The organism is Micromonospora sp. NPDC007220 (assembly GCF_040634035.1).
GTDB lineage: Bacteria > Actinomycetota > Actinomycetes > Mycobacteriales > Micromonosporaceae > Micromonospora > Micromonospora reichwaldensis.
Window position 1 is genome coordinate 335,065 of the sequence record NZ_JBEYEU010000003.1, and the last position, 17,597, is coordinate 352,661.

The window sequence follows — 17,597 nt, forward strand, 5'->3', positions numbered from 1 at the left end:
CACGAGGGCCCGCCCCCGACCGGGGAGCGGGCCCTCGCCGTACGCGGATCAGCGGCCGAACAGGATGTCCTGCACGTCCTTGAGCGCGGCGTCGACCTCGGCCTCGAAGTAGCCACCGGGCACCAGCCCGAAGCGCAGCGTGTCCAGCTCCTTCGGGTTCACCGGCATCGGGTTGCGCCCCTGCATGCCGCCCAGCAGCGTGTCGAAGAACCGGTCGACCTGGTCGGGGTCGTACCCGCTGCCGAACCGGCGCACCTGGAAGCTGCGACGGATCTGGTCGACGCGGTAGAGGTCGCTGCCGGGCGGGCCGGCCATCGGCGGGCCGACCATCGGTGGCGGGCCACCGACGGGTGGGCCACCGACGGGTGGGCCAGCGACCGGCGGACCACCCACCGGCGGACCGGCGTGCGGTGGGCCGCCGAAGCCCGGCTGCGGCTGCGGAGGCGGCCCGGCCGGGCCCCGGCCCCGCATGTCACGCGGGTCCCGCTCAGGCATCCGGATCTCGGCGGTCATGTCGGCGCGAGCGCGCCGGCCGGCCTCGAACCCGTCGAAACGCGGCTCGTCCCCATAGCCACCGGGACCGTCGCCGTAGCCGCCCGGGCGATCGCCGTAGCCGCCAGGACCATCACCGTAGCCACCGCCGGGGCCGTCACCGTAGCCACCGCCCGGACCGTCGCCGTACTTGCCGGGGCCGTCGCCGTAGCCACCGCCGGGGCCGTCACCGTAGTTGCCGGGGCGGTCGCCGTAGTTGCCGGGACCATCGCCGTAGTTGCCGGGACCGTCGCCGTAGCCGCTGGGGCCGGCGGGCAGGCCGCGCGGCGGCGGAGCGCCGTGGCCCATCGGGGCGCCCGGTCCCATCGGGCCGGGTCCGCCGGGGCCACCGGGGCCGCGCGGCGGTTCGTAGCCGCCCCGCGGGGCGTCGTAGCCACCGGCGAAGGCACCGGTGGGCTCGTCGTAGCGGCCGTAGCGGTCGCCGGGCGGACCGGCCTGTGCCGGCATCGGCCGGGGCGGCATCGGCTGCGGGACCGGCGACATGCCACGGTCGTCGCGCACCGGGGGGCCCATGCGGTCGGGCGGGCCCATGCGGTCCGGAGGACCCATCCGGTCGGGCGGACCCATGCGGTCGGGCGGACCGAGGCGGTCGGCGTCGCGGGGGTCGCCGCCGCGGCCGCCGGCGCCACCGCGCTCCTCCAGCTCGGCCAGCTGCCGCTCGACCCGGTCGAGGTGCAGGTCGACCTGCCACTCGTCGTAGCCGTTGAAGCGGACCCGGAAGACGACGTCGTGGACCTCCTGGGAGGCGACGGGGGCGCCCACCGGCCGGCCGTCGAGCGTCGCCTCGACCCGGTCCAGGAAGGCGTCGACCTCGTCGACCTTGTATCCCCGGCGGAGCGCCTTACGCCGGAAACGCTGACCCTGACTCGCCACTATGTCTCCTGGTCTCGTTCGCTACGCCCGGTCACGCCTTCTCCCCGGCCCGGTCGGTGTCGGTGTCAATGTCCTCGGCGGCGGCGAGTTGCCCGCACGCTCCGTCGATCTCGCGACCCCGGGTGTCCCGCACGGTCGTCGACACCCCGGCCTCGCGCAGCCGCCGGACGAACTCCCGCTCGACCGGCTTGGGGCTGGCGTCCCAACGGCTGCCCGGAGTCGGGTTGAGGGGGATGAGGTTCACGTGGGTCAGCTTCCCGGCCAGCAGCCGCCCGAGCAGATCGGCTCTCCACGGCTGGTCGTTCACGTCTCTGATCATGGCGTACTCGATCGACACCCGACGCCCCGTGCGGGCCGCGTAGTCCCACGCCGCGTCCAGCACCTCGGACACCTTCCAGCGCTGGTTGACCGGCACGAGTTCGTCGCGCAGCTCATCATCGGGGGCGTGCAGCGACAACGCAAGGGTCACCGAGAGGTCTTCGCTGGCCAGTCGGCGGATGGCCGGGACCAGGCCCACCGTGGAGACCGTGATGTGGCGCTGCGACAGCCCGAGCCCCTCGGGCGCCGGGGCGACCAGCCGGCGGATCGCCGCGACCACTCGGGAGTAGTTGGCCAGCGGCTCGCCCATGCCCATGAAGACCACGTGCGACAGGCGCGGCGGCGAACCCGCCACCGCTCCGGAGGCGGCCACCCCGGCCAGGTAGACCGCCTGGTCGACGATCTCGGCGGTGGAGAGGTTGCGGGTCAGCCCCGCCTGCCCGGTGGCGCAGAACGGGCAGGCCATGCCGCAGCCGGCCTGGCTGGAGATGCAGACGGTGACGCGGTCCGGGTAACCCATCAGCACGCTCTCCACCAGCGAGCCGTCGTGCAGCCGCCAGAGCGCCTTGCGGGTCGCGCCGTCGTCGCAGGCCAGCTCGCGGACCGGGGTGAGCAGCCGGGGCAGGAGCTGGTCGGCGAGCTTCTCCCGGGTGGCGGCCGGCAGGTCGGTCATCTGCCCCGGGTCGCGCACCAGCCGACCGAAGTAGTGGGTGGAGACCTGCTTGGCGCGGAACGCCGGCTCCCCCAGCTCGGCGACCAGGGCGCGGCGGCCGGCGAGGTCGAGATCGGCGAGGTGACGGGGAGGCATCGCGGGCCGCCGCCCGGGGGCGTCGGGGTCTGCGGGAATCAGGGGCAAGCTCGTCATGGCGCGTCCAGTCTGTCACGCCGGACGGCCGACACACCTGTCCGGAGGTGCCGAATCGCCCCCCGCCGCCCGGGCGGGGCCACTGACGACGGGTGATTCACGCCTCACTCCAGCACCGGAACGAAGACCGCCAGGAGCAGGTACGCGGTCGGCAGCGCGAAGAGGATCGAGTCCAACCGGTCCATCAGGCCGCCGTGCCCGGGGAGCAGGTTGCTCATGTCCTTCACCCCGAGATCCCGCTTGATCATGGACTCGGCGAGGTCACCGAGGACGGCGGCGCCGGAGATCGCCAACCCGAAGAGCGCGCCCCACCACGGGGCCACGTCGAGGAGCAGCCAGAGCAGCAGGGCACTGCCCAGCGCCGCGGCGGTGACCGAGCCGGCGAAGCCCTCCCAGGACTTCTTCGGGCTGATCGAGGGGGCCATCGGATGCTTGCCGAAGCTGACGCCGGCGGCGTACCCGCCGGTGTCGGAGAGGACCACCGCGGCCAGCGTCACCAGCACCCGCAGGTCGCCGTCCTCGGGCACCGCCGCCAGCAGCGCGGCGAAGCCGCCGAGGAACGGCACGTACACGGCGATGAGGGTGGCGGCGGTCAGGTCACGCTGGAAGCCGCCCGGCCCGTCGCCGAGCCGCCAGACCATGGTGCCCAGCACGGTCACCAGCAGGCCGAGGCTGAGCGCGTCGGGGCCGGAGAACCAGGCCAGCCCGATGGTGAGCACCCCGCCGGCGATCAGCGGCACCAGCGGCGGGTGCGCGCCGCTGCGGCGTACCGCCCGGGCCATCTCCCACATGCCGATGGCGACCGCCGCGGCCACCACCACCAGGAAGGCGGTCCGGTAGAAGAACAGCGGCACCACGATCAGGGCGCCGAGGCCCACGCCGACGGCAACGGCTGCCGGCAGGTTGCGCCCGGCCCGACTCGGAACGGGCTGCTGGGTCGGGGGCCGGTCGGCGCCGGCCCGGCGTCGACCGCGCTGCCGGCGGCCCGGAGGCGGCACGGGCTCCGGCTCCGGCTCGACGTCCCGGACCGGTTCGAGCTGGGTGGTCGGGTACTCCGAGTCGTCGGGACGGTCGCGGTGGCCGTTCATCGCCGCCGGTTCACCGGCCGCCGCCACGTCGGCGTGCGGGCGGGAGCGGGCCGGCGCCTCGGCGTACGCGTCGGGGAGCACGGCGGGACGGCGGTCCCACCGACCCGGATCGATCTCGGGCTCCGGCCAGGGGAGGGCGGGCGCCGGGGCGGGAGCGGGCGCGTCGGGGCGGTCCCAGCCGCGGGGCTCGGCGCTGCCGTGGGGATCGAGGTGGGACATCACGCACCGAGCGGGACCGGTACGAGATCCACCAGCTGACGCACAACCACAACCATTCCCCTACCCGCGCGACTGTTCCGTCCGGTTGACCCGCCCGACGGCCGGCCGATTCCCACCATTCACCGCAGGGTGCCGGGAATCCTGCCGAGCCTACTGCACCCGCCGATCCCTCACGTCCGACCGGCCCCGTGCCGGCCCGCCGACGACGGTGGCACCGGGCCCGCCGCCCGGGATCGGGCGGTGGAGCGCCGGTGCCAAGACGTCGTCGCCGCCGGTGGAGTGCCGGCGCACGGTTCACACCTCGAGAAGCTCGCTCTCCTTGTGCTTGACCAGGTCGTCGACGGCGGCGACGAAGCGCTGGGTCAGGTCGTCGAGTTCCTTCTCGGCGCGGCGGCCGTCGTCCTCGCCGACCTCGCCGTCCTTGACGAGCCGGTCCAGCTCCTCCTTGCCCTTGCGGCGGATGTTGCGGATGGCCACCTTGGCCTCCTCACCCTTGTGCCGGGCGACCTTGATCATCTCTCGGCGGCGCTCCTCGGTCATCTGCGGGAGCAGGATGCGGAGCTGGTTGCCCTCGTTGTTCGGGTTGGCGCCGAGGTCGGAGTCGCGGATCGCCTTCTCCATGGCGTTGATCTGCGAGTTGTCGTACGGCTTGATGATCACCATGCGCGGCTCGGGAACCCCGATGGACGCCATCTGGGGCAGCGGCGTGGGGCTGCCGTAGTAGTCGATGATGATCTTGGAGAACATGGCGGCGTTGGCGCGACCGGTGCGGATCGCGCCGAACTCCTCCTTGGCGTGCTCGATCGCACGCTCCATCTTCTCCTCGGCCTCGAGGAGGGTGTCGTCGATCACCGGTCTCCTCGCCTCCTTCTGTGCTCGTCGTGGGCTTGTCGTGTCGGAGGGACCGCTGAGGTCGGGTCGGACCGCTCAGGCGGTGATCAGGGTGCCGATCTTGTCGCCACCCACGGCCCGGATGATGGTGTCGTCGCCCTGCGCGCCGAAGACCAGCATCGGCAGGCCGTTCTCCATGCACAGGCTGAACGCGGCGGCGTCGGCGACCCGCAGGTTACGCCGCAGCACCTCGGAGAAGGTGATCGAGTCGAACTTGCTGGCGGTCGGGTCGATCCGCGGGTCGGCGGTGTAGACGCCGTCCACGCCGTTCTTGCTCATCAGCACCACGTCGGCACGGATCTCCAGGGCCCGCTGGGCAGCCACGGTGTCGGTGGAGAAGTACGGCATGCCGGCGCCCGCGCCGAAGATCACCACGCGGCCCTTCTCCAGGTGCCGGATGGCGCGCAGCGGGATGTACGGCTCGGCGACCTGGGCCATCGTGATCGCGCTCTGCACGCGCGTCTCGATGCCCTCCTTCTCCAGGAAGTCCTGCAACGCGAGGCAGTTCATCACGGTGCCGAGCATGCCCATGTAGTCGGCCCGGGCGCGGTCCATGCCGCGCTTCTGCAACTCCGCGCCCCGGAAGAAGTTGCCGCCGCCGACCACCACCGAGACCTGCACGCCGCGGCGGACCACGGTGGCGATCTGCCGGGCGATGGCCTGCACGACGTCCGGGTCCACCCCGATCGCGCCCCCGCCGAACACCTCACCGGAGAGCTTCAGCACCACCCGGCGGGCCCGACCGGGGGGTGGCGCCGTCGGATCGTCCGCCGCCAGACTCCGGTCACTCACAACCTGCGTCATCCGCCCCGCCCTTCCCCATGCGCACGTCCCGTACGCCGCGTACCGCGAAACTGCCGTAGCCGACCCTATGTGACGAGGAGGCCGCGGTGCCTGTCACGTACACCGGCGGCCTCCTCGTCGACGTTCCCTGCCCGCGGGGCGCAGAGCGCCCGGGGCGGCTCAGGCCTGGCCGACCTCGAACCGCACGAAGCGGGTGACCTCGATGCCGGCATCGGCCAGCAGCTGCTTCACCGACTTCTTGTTGTCGGCGACCGACGCCTGCTCGAGCAGGACGTAGTCCTTGAAGAACGCGTTCACCCGACCCTCGACGATCTTCGGCAGGGCCGCCTCGGGCTTGTTCTCCTCGCGGGCGGTCTGCTCGGCGATGCGCCGCTCGGACTCGACGACGTCGGCCGGCACCTCGTCCCGGGTGAGGAACTTCGGCCGCATGGCGGCGATCTGCATCGCCACGCCCCGGGCGTCCGAGTCGGACGCCTCGTCGCCGGCCGTGCTGGTGTACTGCACGAGCACGCCGACCGCCGGGGGCAGGTCCTGGCTCTTGCGGTGCAGGTAGACGGCGGTGGTGCCGTCGAGCTTGGCGAAGCGGTTCAGGACGAGCTTCTCGCCGATCTTGGCGGACTGCTCCTGCACCAGGTCGGCGACGGTCTTGCCGTCCAGCTCAGTGGCGAGCAGCTCCTCGGCGGTGCCGACGCCGCTGCGCTCGCCGTGCTCCACCAGCTGCTGAGCCAGCTCGATGAACGCGTCGGTCTTGGCGACGAAGTCGGTCTCGCAGTTGAGTTCGAGCAGCGCCTTGCCGGAGTGGGCGATCAGACCGTTGGCGGCCGTACGGCCGGCCCGCTTGCCGACGTCCTTGGCGCCCTTGACGCGCAGGATCTCGACGGCCTTGTCGAAGTCGCCCTCGGCCTCGGTCAGCGCCTTCTTGCAGTCCATCATGCCGGCGCCGGTGAGGTCGCGGAGCTTCTTGACGTCCGCGGCGGTGAAGTTGGACATGGCTCTCTCTTCGGTGTTGAGACTGCGGGTGGGTTGGTCCTGGTGCCGGTTACCCGGATCCGGGCGCGACGTGCCCGGCGTACCTGCCGCTCCCCGCCGCCCGGGAGACCGGGCGGCGGGGAGGCGGCGGTGCGGTCACTCCGCGGCGGCGGTCGCCGGCTGCTCGACCGGCTGGGCCTGCGGGGCCTGCTCAGCCTGCTCGGCCTGCGGGGCCTGCTCGACCGGCTGGGCCTGCTCGGCCTGCGGGGCCTGCTCGTCGGCCTTCTTCGGCTCCTCGAGCAGCTCGCGCTCCCACTCGGCCAGCGGCTCGTCGGAGGCGACGCCCGGCTCCGGCTTCTCGTCGCTGCCGCGACGACGGCCGGAACGGGCGATCAGGCCGTCGGCGACGGCGGCGGCCACGACCTTGGTCAGCAGCTCGGCCGAGCGGATCGCGTCGTCGTTGCCCGGGATCGGGAAGTCGACCTCGTCCGGGTCGCAGTTGGTGTCGAGCACCGCGATGACCGGGATGCCCAGCTTGCGGGCCTCGTCGACGGCGATGTGCTCCTTCTTGGTGTCGACCACCCAGATCGCGGCCGGGAGCTTCTGCATGTCCCGCAGACCGCCGAGCGTGCGGGTCAGCTTGATCTTCTCGCGGGAGAGCTGCAGGGTCTCCTTCTTGGTGTACCCGGCGGCGGTGCCGCTCAGGTCACCCAGGGCCTCAAGCTCCTTCATCCGCTGGAGCCGCTTGTAGACCGTCTGGAAGTTGGTCAGCATGCCGCCGAGCCAGCGGTGGTTGACGTAGGGCTGACCGACCCGGGTCGCCTGCTCGGCGATGGCCTCCTGGGCCTGCTTCTTGGTGCCGACGAAGAGGATGCTGCCACCCTCGGCGACGGTCCCGCGCACGAACGCGTAGGCCTTCTCGATGTAGTCGAGGGTCTGGCGCAGGTCGATGATGTAGATACCGTTGCGCTCGGTGAAGATGAAACGCTTCATCTTCGGGTTCCAGCGCCGGGTCTGGTGCCCGAAGTGGACACCGCTCTCCAGCAGCTGACGCATGGTCACGACGGCCATGGTGGGGTACTCCTCGTGGTCCCTGGTTGTCCCGCCCGGCCAGGCGGCCGGGCGTCCTGGCGCCCGGTCGGCGGCCATGGCGGGCCCGACCAAGATCGGGACCAGGGAGGCCGTCGCCCCACGACGACTCGTGGAGAGGGCGCGCGAGGTCGACCGCGCGAGGCGGTCGCCAGTCGACCAGTGTACGCCCCTTCCCCGCCCCCGATGCCTCGGGTGCGGGGAAGGGGTCGGAACGCCCATTTCCGGCACTCGGCGCGCCCGCCCCGGCCGGGGCCAGCCGTCAGGCGGGGCGCTCCTGACGGTCGAGGGTCAGCGGACCGCGAGCGCGGCGGCGACGAAGAGCACCAGGCCCACGGTCAGGTACGCCGTCGGCGGACGCAGCCAGCCCCGGTTCCCCTCCGCGAGCGACAGCCCGCCGGTGCGCAGCCCGTACAGGCCGATCGCGAAGATCGGCAGGCCGCAGACCAGGAAGATCCCCACCACGACGTCGGCCGTCGAGACCGGGTCGCCGGTCACGCCGTTGAGCAGCACCCGCATCGCGGGCACCTCGAACACCAGGACCAGCAGGGTGAAGAGCGCGGCCAGCGCCGGCCGCCGCGTCCGGTAGACCCCGTCGCCCGCCGGCGTTCCCGGAAGCGGGGCGACCACCGGCGGGTACGCCGGCAGCTCCCCCGGCGCGAGGTCGCCGCGGGGCGCGATCGGCGGCATCGGCCCGGTCGGCATCTCCAGCGGGTGCGGGGGCTCGACCGGCCGGACGGGCTCGTCGACCGGCGTCTCCGCCGCGCTCGCGGCCTCGGCCACCCGACCGGGCGCGACGATCGGGTAGCCGCCCAGCGGGGCCGGGCGGGCCGGCTCCGCGGTCCGCTCGACGGGTCCCGCCCCGGCCAGCGCGTCGACGCCCGACGTCGACAGCGCGTCGCGGGCCTCCCTCGACTCCCGGGCGGCGCGCCGGCCCGGGCGGTCGCCGGGCAGTTCCCCGGAGACGTCCGGGTCCGACTCGGCCCGGCGCGAGCGGCTCGTCCGGTATCCCTCGGTCTCCGACCGGGCCTCCCCGAGCGGCGGCACCGCCGCGAAGCGCCCCGAATCGGCCTCGCCGAACCTCCCGGGCTCCGATCCCGTGGCGGGGAACCGGCCCGAATCCTCGGGGCCGGTGACGGCGAACCGGCCGGAATCCTCCGGTCCCGGCACGGCGAACCGGCTCGGGTCCTCCCGTCCCGTGGCCGCGAACCGGCCCGAGTCCTCCGACCCGCCGAAGCGGCCCCGGTCGGTGTCGACGGCCGCGAAACGCCCCGAGTCGGGCTCGACGGCGCCGAACCGGCCGGAGTCGGGCTCGACAGCGCCGAACCGGCCTGAGTCGGGCTCGACGGCCGCGAAGCGCCCGGAGTCGGGCTCCGCCGACGTGCCGAAGCGTCCTGGTTCGCCGCGTCGGGTTCCCGTGGAGTCACCGTAGCGGCCGTCCTCGGCGGACCGGCGCTGCTCGGGGGCGTTCAGGTCGTCGTCCCGGTACCGGCTCTCGGCCGGACCGCGCCAGTCCGCCTCCCCGTAGCCGCTCTCACGGTCACGGTCACGGTCGCGGTCGGCCGGATACCAGCGCGACTCCTGATCTTCGACAAAGTTCCGTCGTCCGTCCACGTCCGGCACGGTATGCGACCGGCTCCACGGGCGCCATTCGCCCCCGGGACATCCGCGCCACCGGGAGCACCGGTCACCCGCCGCCGCTGGCCGGGGACGGCGGCGGCGGGGACGGCGGCGGGCGGGCAGGCCCAGCTCAGCGCCGAACGCGGTGGCTCGTGGCGGCGGTCCACCGAGGCGGACCGCATAGCACGACGAGGGCATGATCGTCCGTTCGTCCACAGTGTGCCCGTCGTCCACAGTTTCCGGGGCACGGGGCGGCGGCTGCCCGCCCGCCGGGTGCACCGTGCCGGACATGACAAAGCGGAACCAGGCGGTCGGCGCGTACGGGGAGCGGTGCGCCGTCCGGCACCTGATCGGGGCGGGACTGCGCCCGGTGGCCCGGAACTGGCGCTGCCCGGCCGGAGAGATCGACATCATCGCCTGGGACGGGCCGGTGCTCGCCTTCTGCGAGGTGAAGACCCGCCGCACCGACGAGTACGGGTCGCCTGCGGAGGCGGTCGTACCGGCCAAGGCGCGGCGGCTGCGCGGGCTCGCCGCCCGGTGGCTCGCCGACACCGGCACCACCGCCGACGAGGTGCGCTTCGACGTCGTCTCCGTACGCCTGACCGGCGCCGGCGCCGCCCGGGTCGAGCACCTCAAGGGGGCGTTCTGATGGGCGGACCCGACCGGACCGGGTGCGGCGTCGAGCGACGGCGGGTGGCGTCGTGAGCTACGCGAAGGTGCTCTGCGTGGGCCTGGTGGGCGTCACCGGGCACCTGGTGGAGGTCGAGGCCGACCTGGCCGCCGGCCTGCCGGCGGTGGTCATCTCGGGGCTGCCGGACACCGCCCTGCACGAGGCCCGGGACCGGGTCCGCGCAGCCGTGGTCAACTCCGGTCAGCGGTGGCCCAACCGGCGGATCACCCTCAACCTGCTGCCGGCCGACCTGCCGAAGTTCGGCTCCGCGTTCGACCTGGCGATCGCGGCGGCCCTCCTGGGCGGCTCCGGCGAGCTGCCGCTGCTGCCCCTGGAACACGTGGTGGTCCTGGGCGAGCTGGGCCTCGACGGCACGGTCCGCCCGGTGCGCGGTGTGCTGCCGATGGTCGCCGCGGCCGCCCGGGCCGGCGTCGGGAAGGTGATCGTGCCGGCCGGCAACGCCGCCGAGGCGGCGGTCGTCCCCGGGGTCCGGGTCCGGGCGGTCGACACGCTGCACCGGCTGGTCAGTTTCATCCGCGACGGCTCGCCCCTGATCGAGCCGGAGCCGGACGGCCCGTCGCCGGCCGGTGGTGGGCCCGACCTGGCCGAGGTCGCCGGGCAGGGGCTGGGCCGGCGGGCACTGGAGGTGGCCGCGGCGGGCGGGCACCACCTGGCGCTGGTCGGGCCGCCGGGAGCCGGCAAGACCATGCTCGCCGAGCGCCTCCCGTCGATCCTGCCCGAGCTGGACGACGAGGCCGCGCTGGAGGTCACCGCGCTGCACTCCATCGCCGGGCTGCTGCCACCGGGCGGCCGGCTGCTGCGCCGCCCGCCGTTCCAGGCACCGCACCACACGGCGACGGTGCCGTCGCTGGTCGGCGGCGGTTCCGGGCTGGCCCGCCCCGGCGCGATCTCGCTCGCCCACCGGGGCGTGCTCTTCCTCGACGAGGCGCCCGAGTTCAGCCGGGGCGCGCTGGAGGCGCTGCGCCAACCGCTGGAGAACGGCCGGGTCCGGCTGGTCCGCAGCCGGGGCGGCGCCGAGTACCCGGCCCGTACGCAGTTGGTGCTGGCGGCCAACCCGTGCCCGTGCGCCAAGCCGGCCGGGGACGCGTACTGCGAGTGCCCGCCGCAGGCCCGGCGGCGCTACCTCAGCCGGCTCTCCGGGCCGTTGCTGGACCGGATCGACGTGCAGGTGAAGCTGCCGCCCGTCCGCGCGGCCGAGCTGATGCAGGCCACCGTCGACAGCGAGCCCTCCGCCACCGTCGCCGCGCGGGTGGCGGTGGCCCGGCAGGCGGCGGCCACCCGCTGGGCGGTGCTCGGTCACCGGCTCAACGCCGAGATACCCGGCCCGTACCTGCGCCGCCCGCCGTGGCGGTTGCCCGGGCCGGACACGGCCGAGCTGCGGGTCCGGCTGGACGCCGGGTCGCTGTCGGCCCGCGGCTTCGACCGCATCATCCGCCTGGCCTGGACGATCGCGGATCTGGACGGTCGGGACCGCCCCGACCGGGAGGACGTCCGGGAGGCCATCCAACTCAGGACGGGGGACGCGACGTGAGCACCGACGAGGAGACCCTGGCCAGGGTGGCGCTCACCTGGCTCGCCGAGCCCGGCACCTGGTCGGTGCACCGGCTGGTCGACCGGCTCGGCCCCGTGGCGGCGCTCGACCTCCTGCTCGACGGGGGCGCGCCGGAGGAGACGCTGCGGAACACCGTGGCGGCCCGTTGCGCGGCCGGCGACGCCCGAGCCGTCGCGGCCGAGGCGCTGGCCCGCACGGACCGCCTCGGCGCCCGGATCGTCGTCCCCGGCGACGACGAGTGGCCCGTCCGGGTCGGCGACCTGCGCCGGCTCCGGCTGCCCGGTGCCTACCGACGGGTGGACATCGAGACCGCCCCGCCGCTCTGCTTCTGGCTACGCGGCTCGTGGCCGCTCGCAGAGGCGTTCGACCGCTCCGTCGCGGTCGTCGGCGCCCGCGCCGCCACCGGGTACGGCACGCACGTCGCCACGGAACTCGGCTACGGGCTGGCCGACCGGGACTGGACCGTCGTCTCGGGCGGAGCCTTCGGCATCGACGCCGCGGCCCACCGGGGCGCGCTCAACGCCGGTGGCCTGACCGTAGCGGTGCTCGCCTGCGGCGTGGACCGCCCCTACCCGATGGGCAACGCGGCGTTGTTCGACCGGATCGCCGACACCGGGCTGTTGGTCAGTGAGTGGATGCCGGGAGCCGATCCGCTGCGGCCCCGGTTCCTCATCCGCAACCGGGTGATCGCGGCGGGCACCCTCGGCACGGTGCTGGTGGAGGCGGCCGCCCGCAGCGGCGCCACCCAGACCACCCACCGGGCGCTCGCCCTGGGCAAGCCCAGCATGGTGGTGCCCGGCCCGGTCACGTCGGCGATGTCCGTCGGTGCGCACGAGACGCTGCGGGAGTACCCGAGGGCCCGGCTGGTGACCGGCGTCGCGCAGGTGCTGGAGGAGGTCGGGCGGATCGGCGACCTGGCGCCCGTACCGCGCGGCCCGCAGCAGCCGGCCGACCTGCTCGACGACGACGCGAGGGCCGTCGTCGAGGCGTTGCCCCGCCGGGGCGCAGTCGGTGTGGACGTCCTCGCCGCGCGGGCCGGCGTGCCCGTCCGTACCGCGCTGCGGAAACTGTCGATGCTCGAGGAACTGGCCCTGGTGCTCCGCCGCGACGACGGGTACGCCCTCGCGCCCCCGCCGGCCGGGAACGCGACCGCCGGACGACCGGCGACGCCGGGGGGACCGTGAACCGCCGTCAGTCACCCTCGAAGCGGATCTCCATCGCGCGGTCCTGCCGGCAGCGCCGCGCCAACCGGTCCAGCCGGCGCACGTGCGTCAGCTCCGGCGTCGACCGCGACACCTCGGCGAGGCAGCGCACCTCGGCGAGGAGCTGCGGCGCCTGGCCGGCAGGGACCACCAGCTCGCCGACCGGATCCACCCGGTCGAGCAGAGGGGTACGCCCGGTGCCACGGACGCGCCGGACGAGGTTCAGCAGTACGTCGTCGGGATCGGGCAGCACCTCGGCCGGCACAAGGCGGCGTCGGTCGGAGCCCACCCCGACCGCCCGGTAGAGGACGACGTCCACCCCCATGCCCGGTCCCCCTTCGTCGAGCCTGGTCCCGTCGCACGGCGACCACGGCCAGGGCCCACACCCGTTGGTACGACAAGTCTGCGCGCACCGGCCGACGCAATCCACCACCCGAGCCGCGCGTCCGCGCCGGGAGCACCCGCGAGCCGGCACGGCCGGTCGCCGACCGGGCGCCCGGACGGCCCGGTGCCCAGCCGGTGGCCGGCAGCCCGGTGCGCTGCCCGGCCCAGTGGCCTGCCGGTGGCCGGCGGCCCGATGCGCTGACCGGCCCCGGTGCCCAGCCGGTGACCGGCGGCCAGGTGCGCTGCCCGGCGAGGTGGCGTCGGGCGGCCAGTGCCGTGCCCGGCCCGGTGGCCTGCCGGTGGCGTCGGGCGACCGTAGGCTGGTCCCGTGCCGCCCGAGGATCCGCCGCCCATCGCCACCACGGCCTCGATCCGCACCGGGGTGTACCGAGGGGTGCGGCCTCCCGTGCGGGTCGGCCAGGCGGCGCTCGCACCTCGGCCCGGCCAGGCGGCGTTCGCACCTCGGCCCGGCCAGGCGGCGTTCGCAGCTCGGCCCGGCGTGGGAGGGACGCGCACGCGAGGCGCACCGGGCGCCCGGCGGGTGGCGGCGAGGGGACCGCGGTGAGCCGGGAGGCGAACGGCACCCGGGCGACCCACGAGGCGCTCCCACCGGCGATGCGCGAGGCGGTGGACGACTTCGCCGGGTACCTGGCCGCCGTGCGTAACCGGTCCGCCCACACCGTCCGGGCGTACGTCGGTGACGTAGTGTCGCTGTTGGACCACGCCCACCGGATGGGCTGCGCCGACCTGCCGGAGCTGGACCTCGCCGTGCTACGCAGCTGGCTGGCGAAGCAGCGGACGATGGGGGCCGCACGGACGTCGCTCGCCCGCCGGGCGGCCTCGGCGCGGACGTTCAGCGCGTGGGCCCACCGCTGCGGGCTGCTTCCCGCCGACGTGGCCGGCGCCCTGTCCAGCCCGCGCGCCCACCGGGACCTGCCGACCGTGCTGCGTGCCGACCAGGCGGCCGCCCTGGTCGAAGCGCCGAGCCGGTTCGCCCCGACCGGGCCGCCACCCCCCGCCGAGGGCGGCTCCCGACCGCCGTCACCCGACGGGGACGACTCAGGACCGTCGTCACCCGACGGGGAGGGCTCCCGACCAGCATCAACCGACGAGGAGGGCTTCCGGCCAGCATCACCCGACCAGAAGGGCGCCCGACCGGCGTCGCCCGCCGACGACGGGTCCGGGCCGGCGTCGCCAGAGTCGTCAGGTCCTCCCCCTGCGGCTGACCAGGTCGCCGAGGCGGTACTGCTGCGGGACCGGGCGCTGCTGGAGCTGCTCTACGGCACGGGAGTGCGGATCAGCGAGGCGTGCGGCCTCGACGTCGCCGACGTCGACCACGCGCGACGGGTCGTGCGGGTGTTCGGCAAGGGTGGCCGGGAACGGGCCGTGCCGTACGGGGTGCCGGCGCAGCGGGCACTCGACGAGTGGCTGCGCCACGGCCGGCCGGCGCTGGCCGCACCGCACTCCCGCGACGCGCTGCTGCTCGGCGCCCGCGGCGGACGGCTCAACCCGACGACGGCACGGCGGATCGTCGGCGGGTACGCGGAGGCCGCCGGCCTGCCCCCGATCAGCCCGCACGGACTGCGCCACTCGGCGGCCACCCACCTGCTGGAGGGCGGCGCCGACCTGCGGGCGGTGCAGGAACTGCTGGGGCACTCGTCCCTGGCGAGCACCCAGATCTACACCCACGTGTCCGTGGAGCGGCTCCGCGCCGCCTACCGCCAGGCCCACCCACGCGCCTGAGTCCCGCCGTCGCAGGCCACCCCGGGCACGAGCCCGAGCAGCCCGGACCGAGCAGCCTGGGAGCGGGAACCGGGGCCCGAACAGCCCGGGCACGAGCGGCCCGGGTGCGGCAGCCGGCCCGACCTGCCGGACAGGCAGGGGCGGGTGCTCAGGTCCGGCGCGGCGACGAGCCCGGCCCGTCGGGGGCCGAGCCCCGGAGCACGACGTGCGGCTCGCGCCCGAGGTCCAGGCACATCCGCACGTCGTCATAGCGTTCGTCGCCCACCTCGATGACGTTCGGCAGCCGACCCCACTCGCGGAAGCCGAGGCGCTCGTACAGCTCGATGGCACCGTGGTTGTTGCCGCGCACTCCCAGCGCGAGGGTCTCGACGCCGGCCTTGCGGGCGTCGTCGATCAGCGCGCCGGTGACGAGCCGACCGATGCCGCGGCCACGGGCGGCGGGGTGTGCGGTGATCTTCTCCAGGTCGGCGTAGTGGGTGAAGATCGGCTTCGGACCGCGCCGCCACGACCCGGTGCCCACCACCCGGTCGTCGAGCACGGCGAGGACGAGCGCGGCGTCGCCGACCTCGACGAGACCGAGCACCCCGTCCAGCCAGGCGTCGGTCTCGGCGCGGCCGGGCGGGACCGCGTACCCGATCGCGCCGCCTCGCTCGGCCACGGCGTGCAGCACCCGGTGCACCTCGGCGCGCAGCTGCCGGTCGGCGGCGGTCGGCCAGCGCAGTTCGACGTCCATGACCAGCGATTCTCCGGGATCGAGGACGGTCGACCGGCACGGGCTCGATGGAACCGCGGCCCGGGCGGGCGCCCGACGGCCCGTACCCGGCGGAACGGCGGCGATGGATCGACCGGTCGCTACGATCACCGGGTGAGCCTCCCGCAGCCGCCCGAGCCGATCGCGGCAGCCCGCCTGCTCTTCTCGCTCGACCCGGCGGTCAGCCACCTGAACCACGGTTCGTTCGGCGCGGTGCCGATCGCCGTGCAGCGGGCCCAGCAGCGGCTGCGCGACGAGATGGAGGCCAACCCGCTGCGCTTCTTCACGCAGGGCCTGGTCGACCGGATCGCCCACACCCGCCGGCACCTGGCCGGGTTCCTGGGCGCCGACCCGGACGGCACCGCCCTCGTCCCGAACGCCACCACCGGCGTGGCGGTGGTGCTCCAGTCGATCGGCCTGCGTCCCGGCGACGAGGTGCTCACCACCGACCACGGCTACGGCGCGGTCGGCCTCTCCATCGCCCGGGAGTGCCGGCGTACGGGGGCGGTCAACCGGACCCTGCCCGTCCCGTTGGCCGCCTCGGGCGAGGAGATCGTCCAGATCGTCCGCGCCGGGCTGCGCCCTGGCCGGACCCGGCTGCTCGTCGTGGACCAGCTCACCTCCGCCACCGCCCGGCTCTTCCCCGTCGCCGCGATCGTCGGCGTGGCCCGGGAGCACGGGATACCGGTCCTCGTCGACGCCGCACACGCCCCGGGCATGCTTCCGGCACCGGTGGGCGACGTCGGCGCCGACTTCTGGGTGGGCAACCTGCACAAGTGGGCGTACGCGCCGCGCGGCACCGCCGTGCTGGCGGTCGCCCCGCCGTGGCGGGAACGGATCGAACCGCTGGCCGTCTCCTGGGAGCAGGAGTCCGGGTTCCCCGGCCGCGTCGAGTGGGCGGCGACGCAGGACTACACGGGCTGGTTGGCCGCGCCGGTGGGCCTGTTCACGCTGCGCAGCCTCGGCGTGGACCGGGTACGCGGGCACAACGCCGCGCTGGCGGCGTACGGCCAGCGGCTGCTGGGGGACGCACTCGGGGTGGCCCCCGCCGACCTGCCGGACCCCGGCGGACCGGGGATCGCCATGCGGATCGTGCCGCTGCCGGCGGGTCTGGGCAGCACGCTCGACGCGGCGCGGGCGCTGCGGGCACGGATCGCCGAGCGGCTCGCCACCGAGGTCGCCGTCATGGCCTGGAACGGACGCGGCTGGCTGCGGCTCTGTGCCCAGGTCTACAACACCCCCGACGAGTACGAGCGGCTCTCGGTGCGGCTGCCCCCGCTGCTCGCCCAGCGCTGAGGGCGGGGTCGTCCCCGTCGAGCGGCAGCAGCCGCACGGGTCCCAGGCCGAGCAGGGCCAGCGGATCCAGGTAGTCGGCGCCGCGCCGCAACCCCCAGTGCAGGCAGGCGGGGGCGGGGCAGCCCGGGTGGCCCGCGAGGAGGGTGCCCAGCGGTGCCCCGGCCGCCAGGGTCTCGCCGGGGCGGACCGTCGGCGACACCGGCTCGTGGGTGGTCCGCAGCCCGTCGGAGTGCCCGACGGTGACGACGGGTCGGCCGGCGACCAGACCGGCGAAGAGCACCGTGCCGGCGCCGGCGGCCCGCACGGTCGCGCCCGGCGCGGCGGCCAGGTCGACGCCCCGGTGCCCGGGCAGCCACGGCCGGGGCGGCGGGTCGAACCGGCGCACCGGGCGCGGGACGCCGTCGAGCGGCCACCGGAACCGCACGGCACCGGCCGGCGCGACCATGGGCGGTGCGACCCCGGGCGGTGCCGCCGGGACGAACGCTCGCCCCGCCGCCGGGACCGGCCGGGCGGCGGGCGCGGCGGGTCCGAGGGACAGCAGGGCCGCGCAGAGCGCGACGGCGGTACGGGCGGCAGGTCGCATGGGCGCAGCCTGCGCGGCACCCGCCCGCCCCCGCCACCCCCGGCACGCTCGCCTGTGGACGACGGTCGTCCTGTGGACGGCCCCCGGAGGGCCGGGCGGTCTGCTAG

16 protein-coding genes are annotated in these 17,597 nt (G+C 75.1%); 5 read left to right on the forward strand and 11 right to left on the reverse strand.

What is annotated here, in order from left to right:
• Nucleotides 1–48: 48 nt before the first annotated feature.
• The 8 genes from ABZ573_RS09885 to ABZ573_RS09920 all read right to left on the reverse strand — a co-directional run bounded on the left by ABZ573_RS09885 (nt 49) and on the right by ABZ573_RS09920 (nt 9,282).
• Entirely contained in the window at nt 49–1,425 is a 1,377-nt protein-coding gene (locus ABZ573_RS09885) for a DivIVA domain-containing protein (protein WP_358117184.1), read from the reverse strand.
• A gap of 31 nt (nt 1,426–1,456) precedes the next feature.
• The gene (gene rlmN / locus ABZ573_RS09890; RefSeq protein WP_132232738.1) at nt 1,457–2,608 is read right to left on the reverse strand and encodes a 23S rRNA (adenine(2503)-C(2))-methyltransferase RlmN; all 1,152 of its coding nucleotides are present in this window, start codon (nt 2,606–2,608) and stop codon (nt 1,457–1,459) included.
• A 104-nt stretch (nt 2,609–2,712) separates the two neighbouring features.
• Nucleotides 2,713–3,915 carry a phosphatidate cytidylyltransferase gene (locus ABZ573_RS09895; protein ID WP_358117187.1) on the reverse strand — a complete coding sequence of 401 codons (1,203 nt, stop codon included), beginning with the start codon at nt 3,913–3,915 and terminating at the stop codon, nt 2,713–2,715.
• A 294-nt stretch (nt 3,916–4,209) separates the two neighbouring features.
• On the reverse strand, nt 4,210–4,767 hold the full coding sequence (frr, locus tag ABZ573_RS09900) for a ribosome recycling factor (protein WP_151456851.1): 558 nt from the start codon (nt 4,765–4,767) through the stop codon (nt 4,210–4,212).
• A 75-nt stretch (nt 4,768–4,842) separates the two neighbouring features.
• Nucleotides 4,843–5,610, reverse strand: a complete 768-nt coding sequence (gene pyrH / locus ABZ573_RS09905) for a UMP kinase (protein ID WP_089001535.1) — start codon at nt 5,608–5,610, stop codon at nt 4,843–4,845.
• 159 nt (nt 5,611–5,769) lie between these two features.
• Complete coding sequence (tsf, locus tag ABZ573_RS09910) at nt 5,770–6,600, reverse strand: translation elongation factor Ts (protein ID WP_151456852.1); 831 nt, start codon at nt 6,598–6,600, stop codon at nt 5,770–5,772.
• Nucleotides 6,601–6,735: 135 nt separating this feature from the next.
• Nucleotides 6,736–7,650, reverse strand: coding sequence for a 30S ribosomal protein S2 (gene rpsB / locus ABZ573_RS09915; protein ID WP_151456853.1), 915 nt, complete (start codon nt 7,648–7,650; stop codon nt 6,736–6,738).
• 309 nt (nt 7,651–7,959) lie between these two features.
• Complete coding sequence (locus tag ABZ573_RS09920; protein WP_225852442.1) at nt 7,960–9,282, reverse strand: hypothetical protein; 1,323 nt, start codon at nt 9,280–9,282, stop codon at nt 7,960–7,962.
• A 295-nt stretch (nt 9,283–9,577) separates the two neighbouring features.
• Between ABZ573_RS09920 and ABZ573_RS09925 the strand changes: the two genes are divergently transcribed.
• The 3 genes from ABZ573_RS09925 to ABZ573_RS09935 are packed head-to-tail and all read left to right on the forward strand — an operon-like array spanning nt 9,578 to nt 12,715.
• Nucleotides 9,578–9,937, forward strand: a complete 360-nt coding sequence (locus tag ABZ573_RS09925) for a YraN family protein (RefSeq protein ID WP_151456854.1) — start codon at nt 9,578–9,580, stop codon at nt 9,935–9,937.
• A gap of 52 nt (nt 9,938–9,989) precedes the next feature.
• Nucleotides 9,990–11,510, forward strand: a complete 1,521-nt coding sequence (locus tag ABZ573_RS09930) for a YifB family Mg chelatase-like AAA ATPase (protein ID WP_151456855.1) — start codon at nt 9,990–9,992, stop codon at nt 11,508–11,510.
• The gene (locus ABZ573_RS09935; protein WP_358117193.1) at nt 11,507–12,715 is read left to right on the forward strand and encodes a DNA-processing protein DprA; all 1,209 of its coding nucleotides are present in this window, start codon (nt 11,507–11,509) and stop codon (nt 12,713–12,715) included. The genes ABZ573_RS09930 and ABZ573_RS09935 overlap by 4 nt, the downstream gene beginning before the upstream one ends.
• 7 nt (nt 12,716–12,722) lie before the next feature.
• Here ABZ573_RS09935 and ABZ573_RS09940 read toward each other — a convergent pair whose 3' ends face one another.
• Complete coding sequence (locus ABZ573_RS09940) at nt 12,723–13,058, reverse strand: hypothetical protein (RefSeq protein ID WP_358117196.1); 336 nt, start codon at nt 13,056–13,058, stop codon at nt 12,723–12,725.
• A 674-nt stretch (nt 13,059–13,732) separates the two neighbouring features.
• On the opposite strand from ABZ573_RS09940, the gene ABZ573_RS09945 reads away from it, so the two are divergent.
• Nucleotides 13,733–14,860 carry a tyrosine-type recombinase/integrase gene (locus ABZ573_RS09945; RefSeq protein ID WP_358117339.1) on the forward strand — a complete coding sequence of 376 codons (1,128 nt, stop codon included), beginning with the start codon at nt 13,733–13,735 and terminating at the stop codon, nt 14,858–14,860.
• Nucleotides 14,861–15,008: 148 nt separating this feature from the next.
• Here the strand turns inward: ABZ573_RS09945 and ABZ573_RS09950 are convergent, their stop codons facing one another.
• On the reverse strand, nt 15,009–15,593 hold the full coding sequence (locus tag ABZ573_RS09950; RefSeq protein WP_358117199.1) for a GNAT family N-acetyltransferase: 585 nt from the start codon (nt 15,591–15,593) through the stop codon (nt 15,009–15,011).
• Between the two features lie 132 nt (nt 15,594–15,725).
• Between ABZ573_RS09950 and ABZ573_RS09955 the strand changes: the two genes are divergently transcribed.
• On the forward strand, nt 15,726–16,907 hold the full coding sequence (locus ABZ573_RS09955; protein ID WP_327030774.1) for an aminotransferase class V-fold PLP-dependent enzyme: 1,182 nt from the start codon (nt 15,726–15,728) through the stop codon (nt 16,905–16,907).
• On the opposite strand, the gene ABZ573_RS09960 is transcribed toward ABZ573_RS09955, so the two are convergent.
• Nucleotides 16,795–17,490 (reverse strand): M23 family metallopeptidase, encoded by a 696-nt coding sequence (locus tag ABZ573_RS09960; protein WP_358117202.1) that lies wholly within the window; start codon nt 17,488–17,490, stop codon nt 16,795–16,797. The genes ABZ573_RS09955 and ABZ573_RS09960 overlap by 113 nt on opposite strands.
• Between the last annotated feature and the right edge of the window lie 107 nt (nt 17,491–17,597).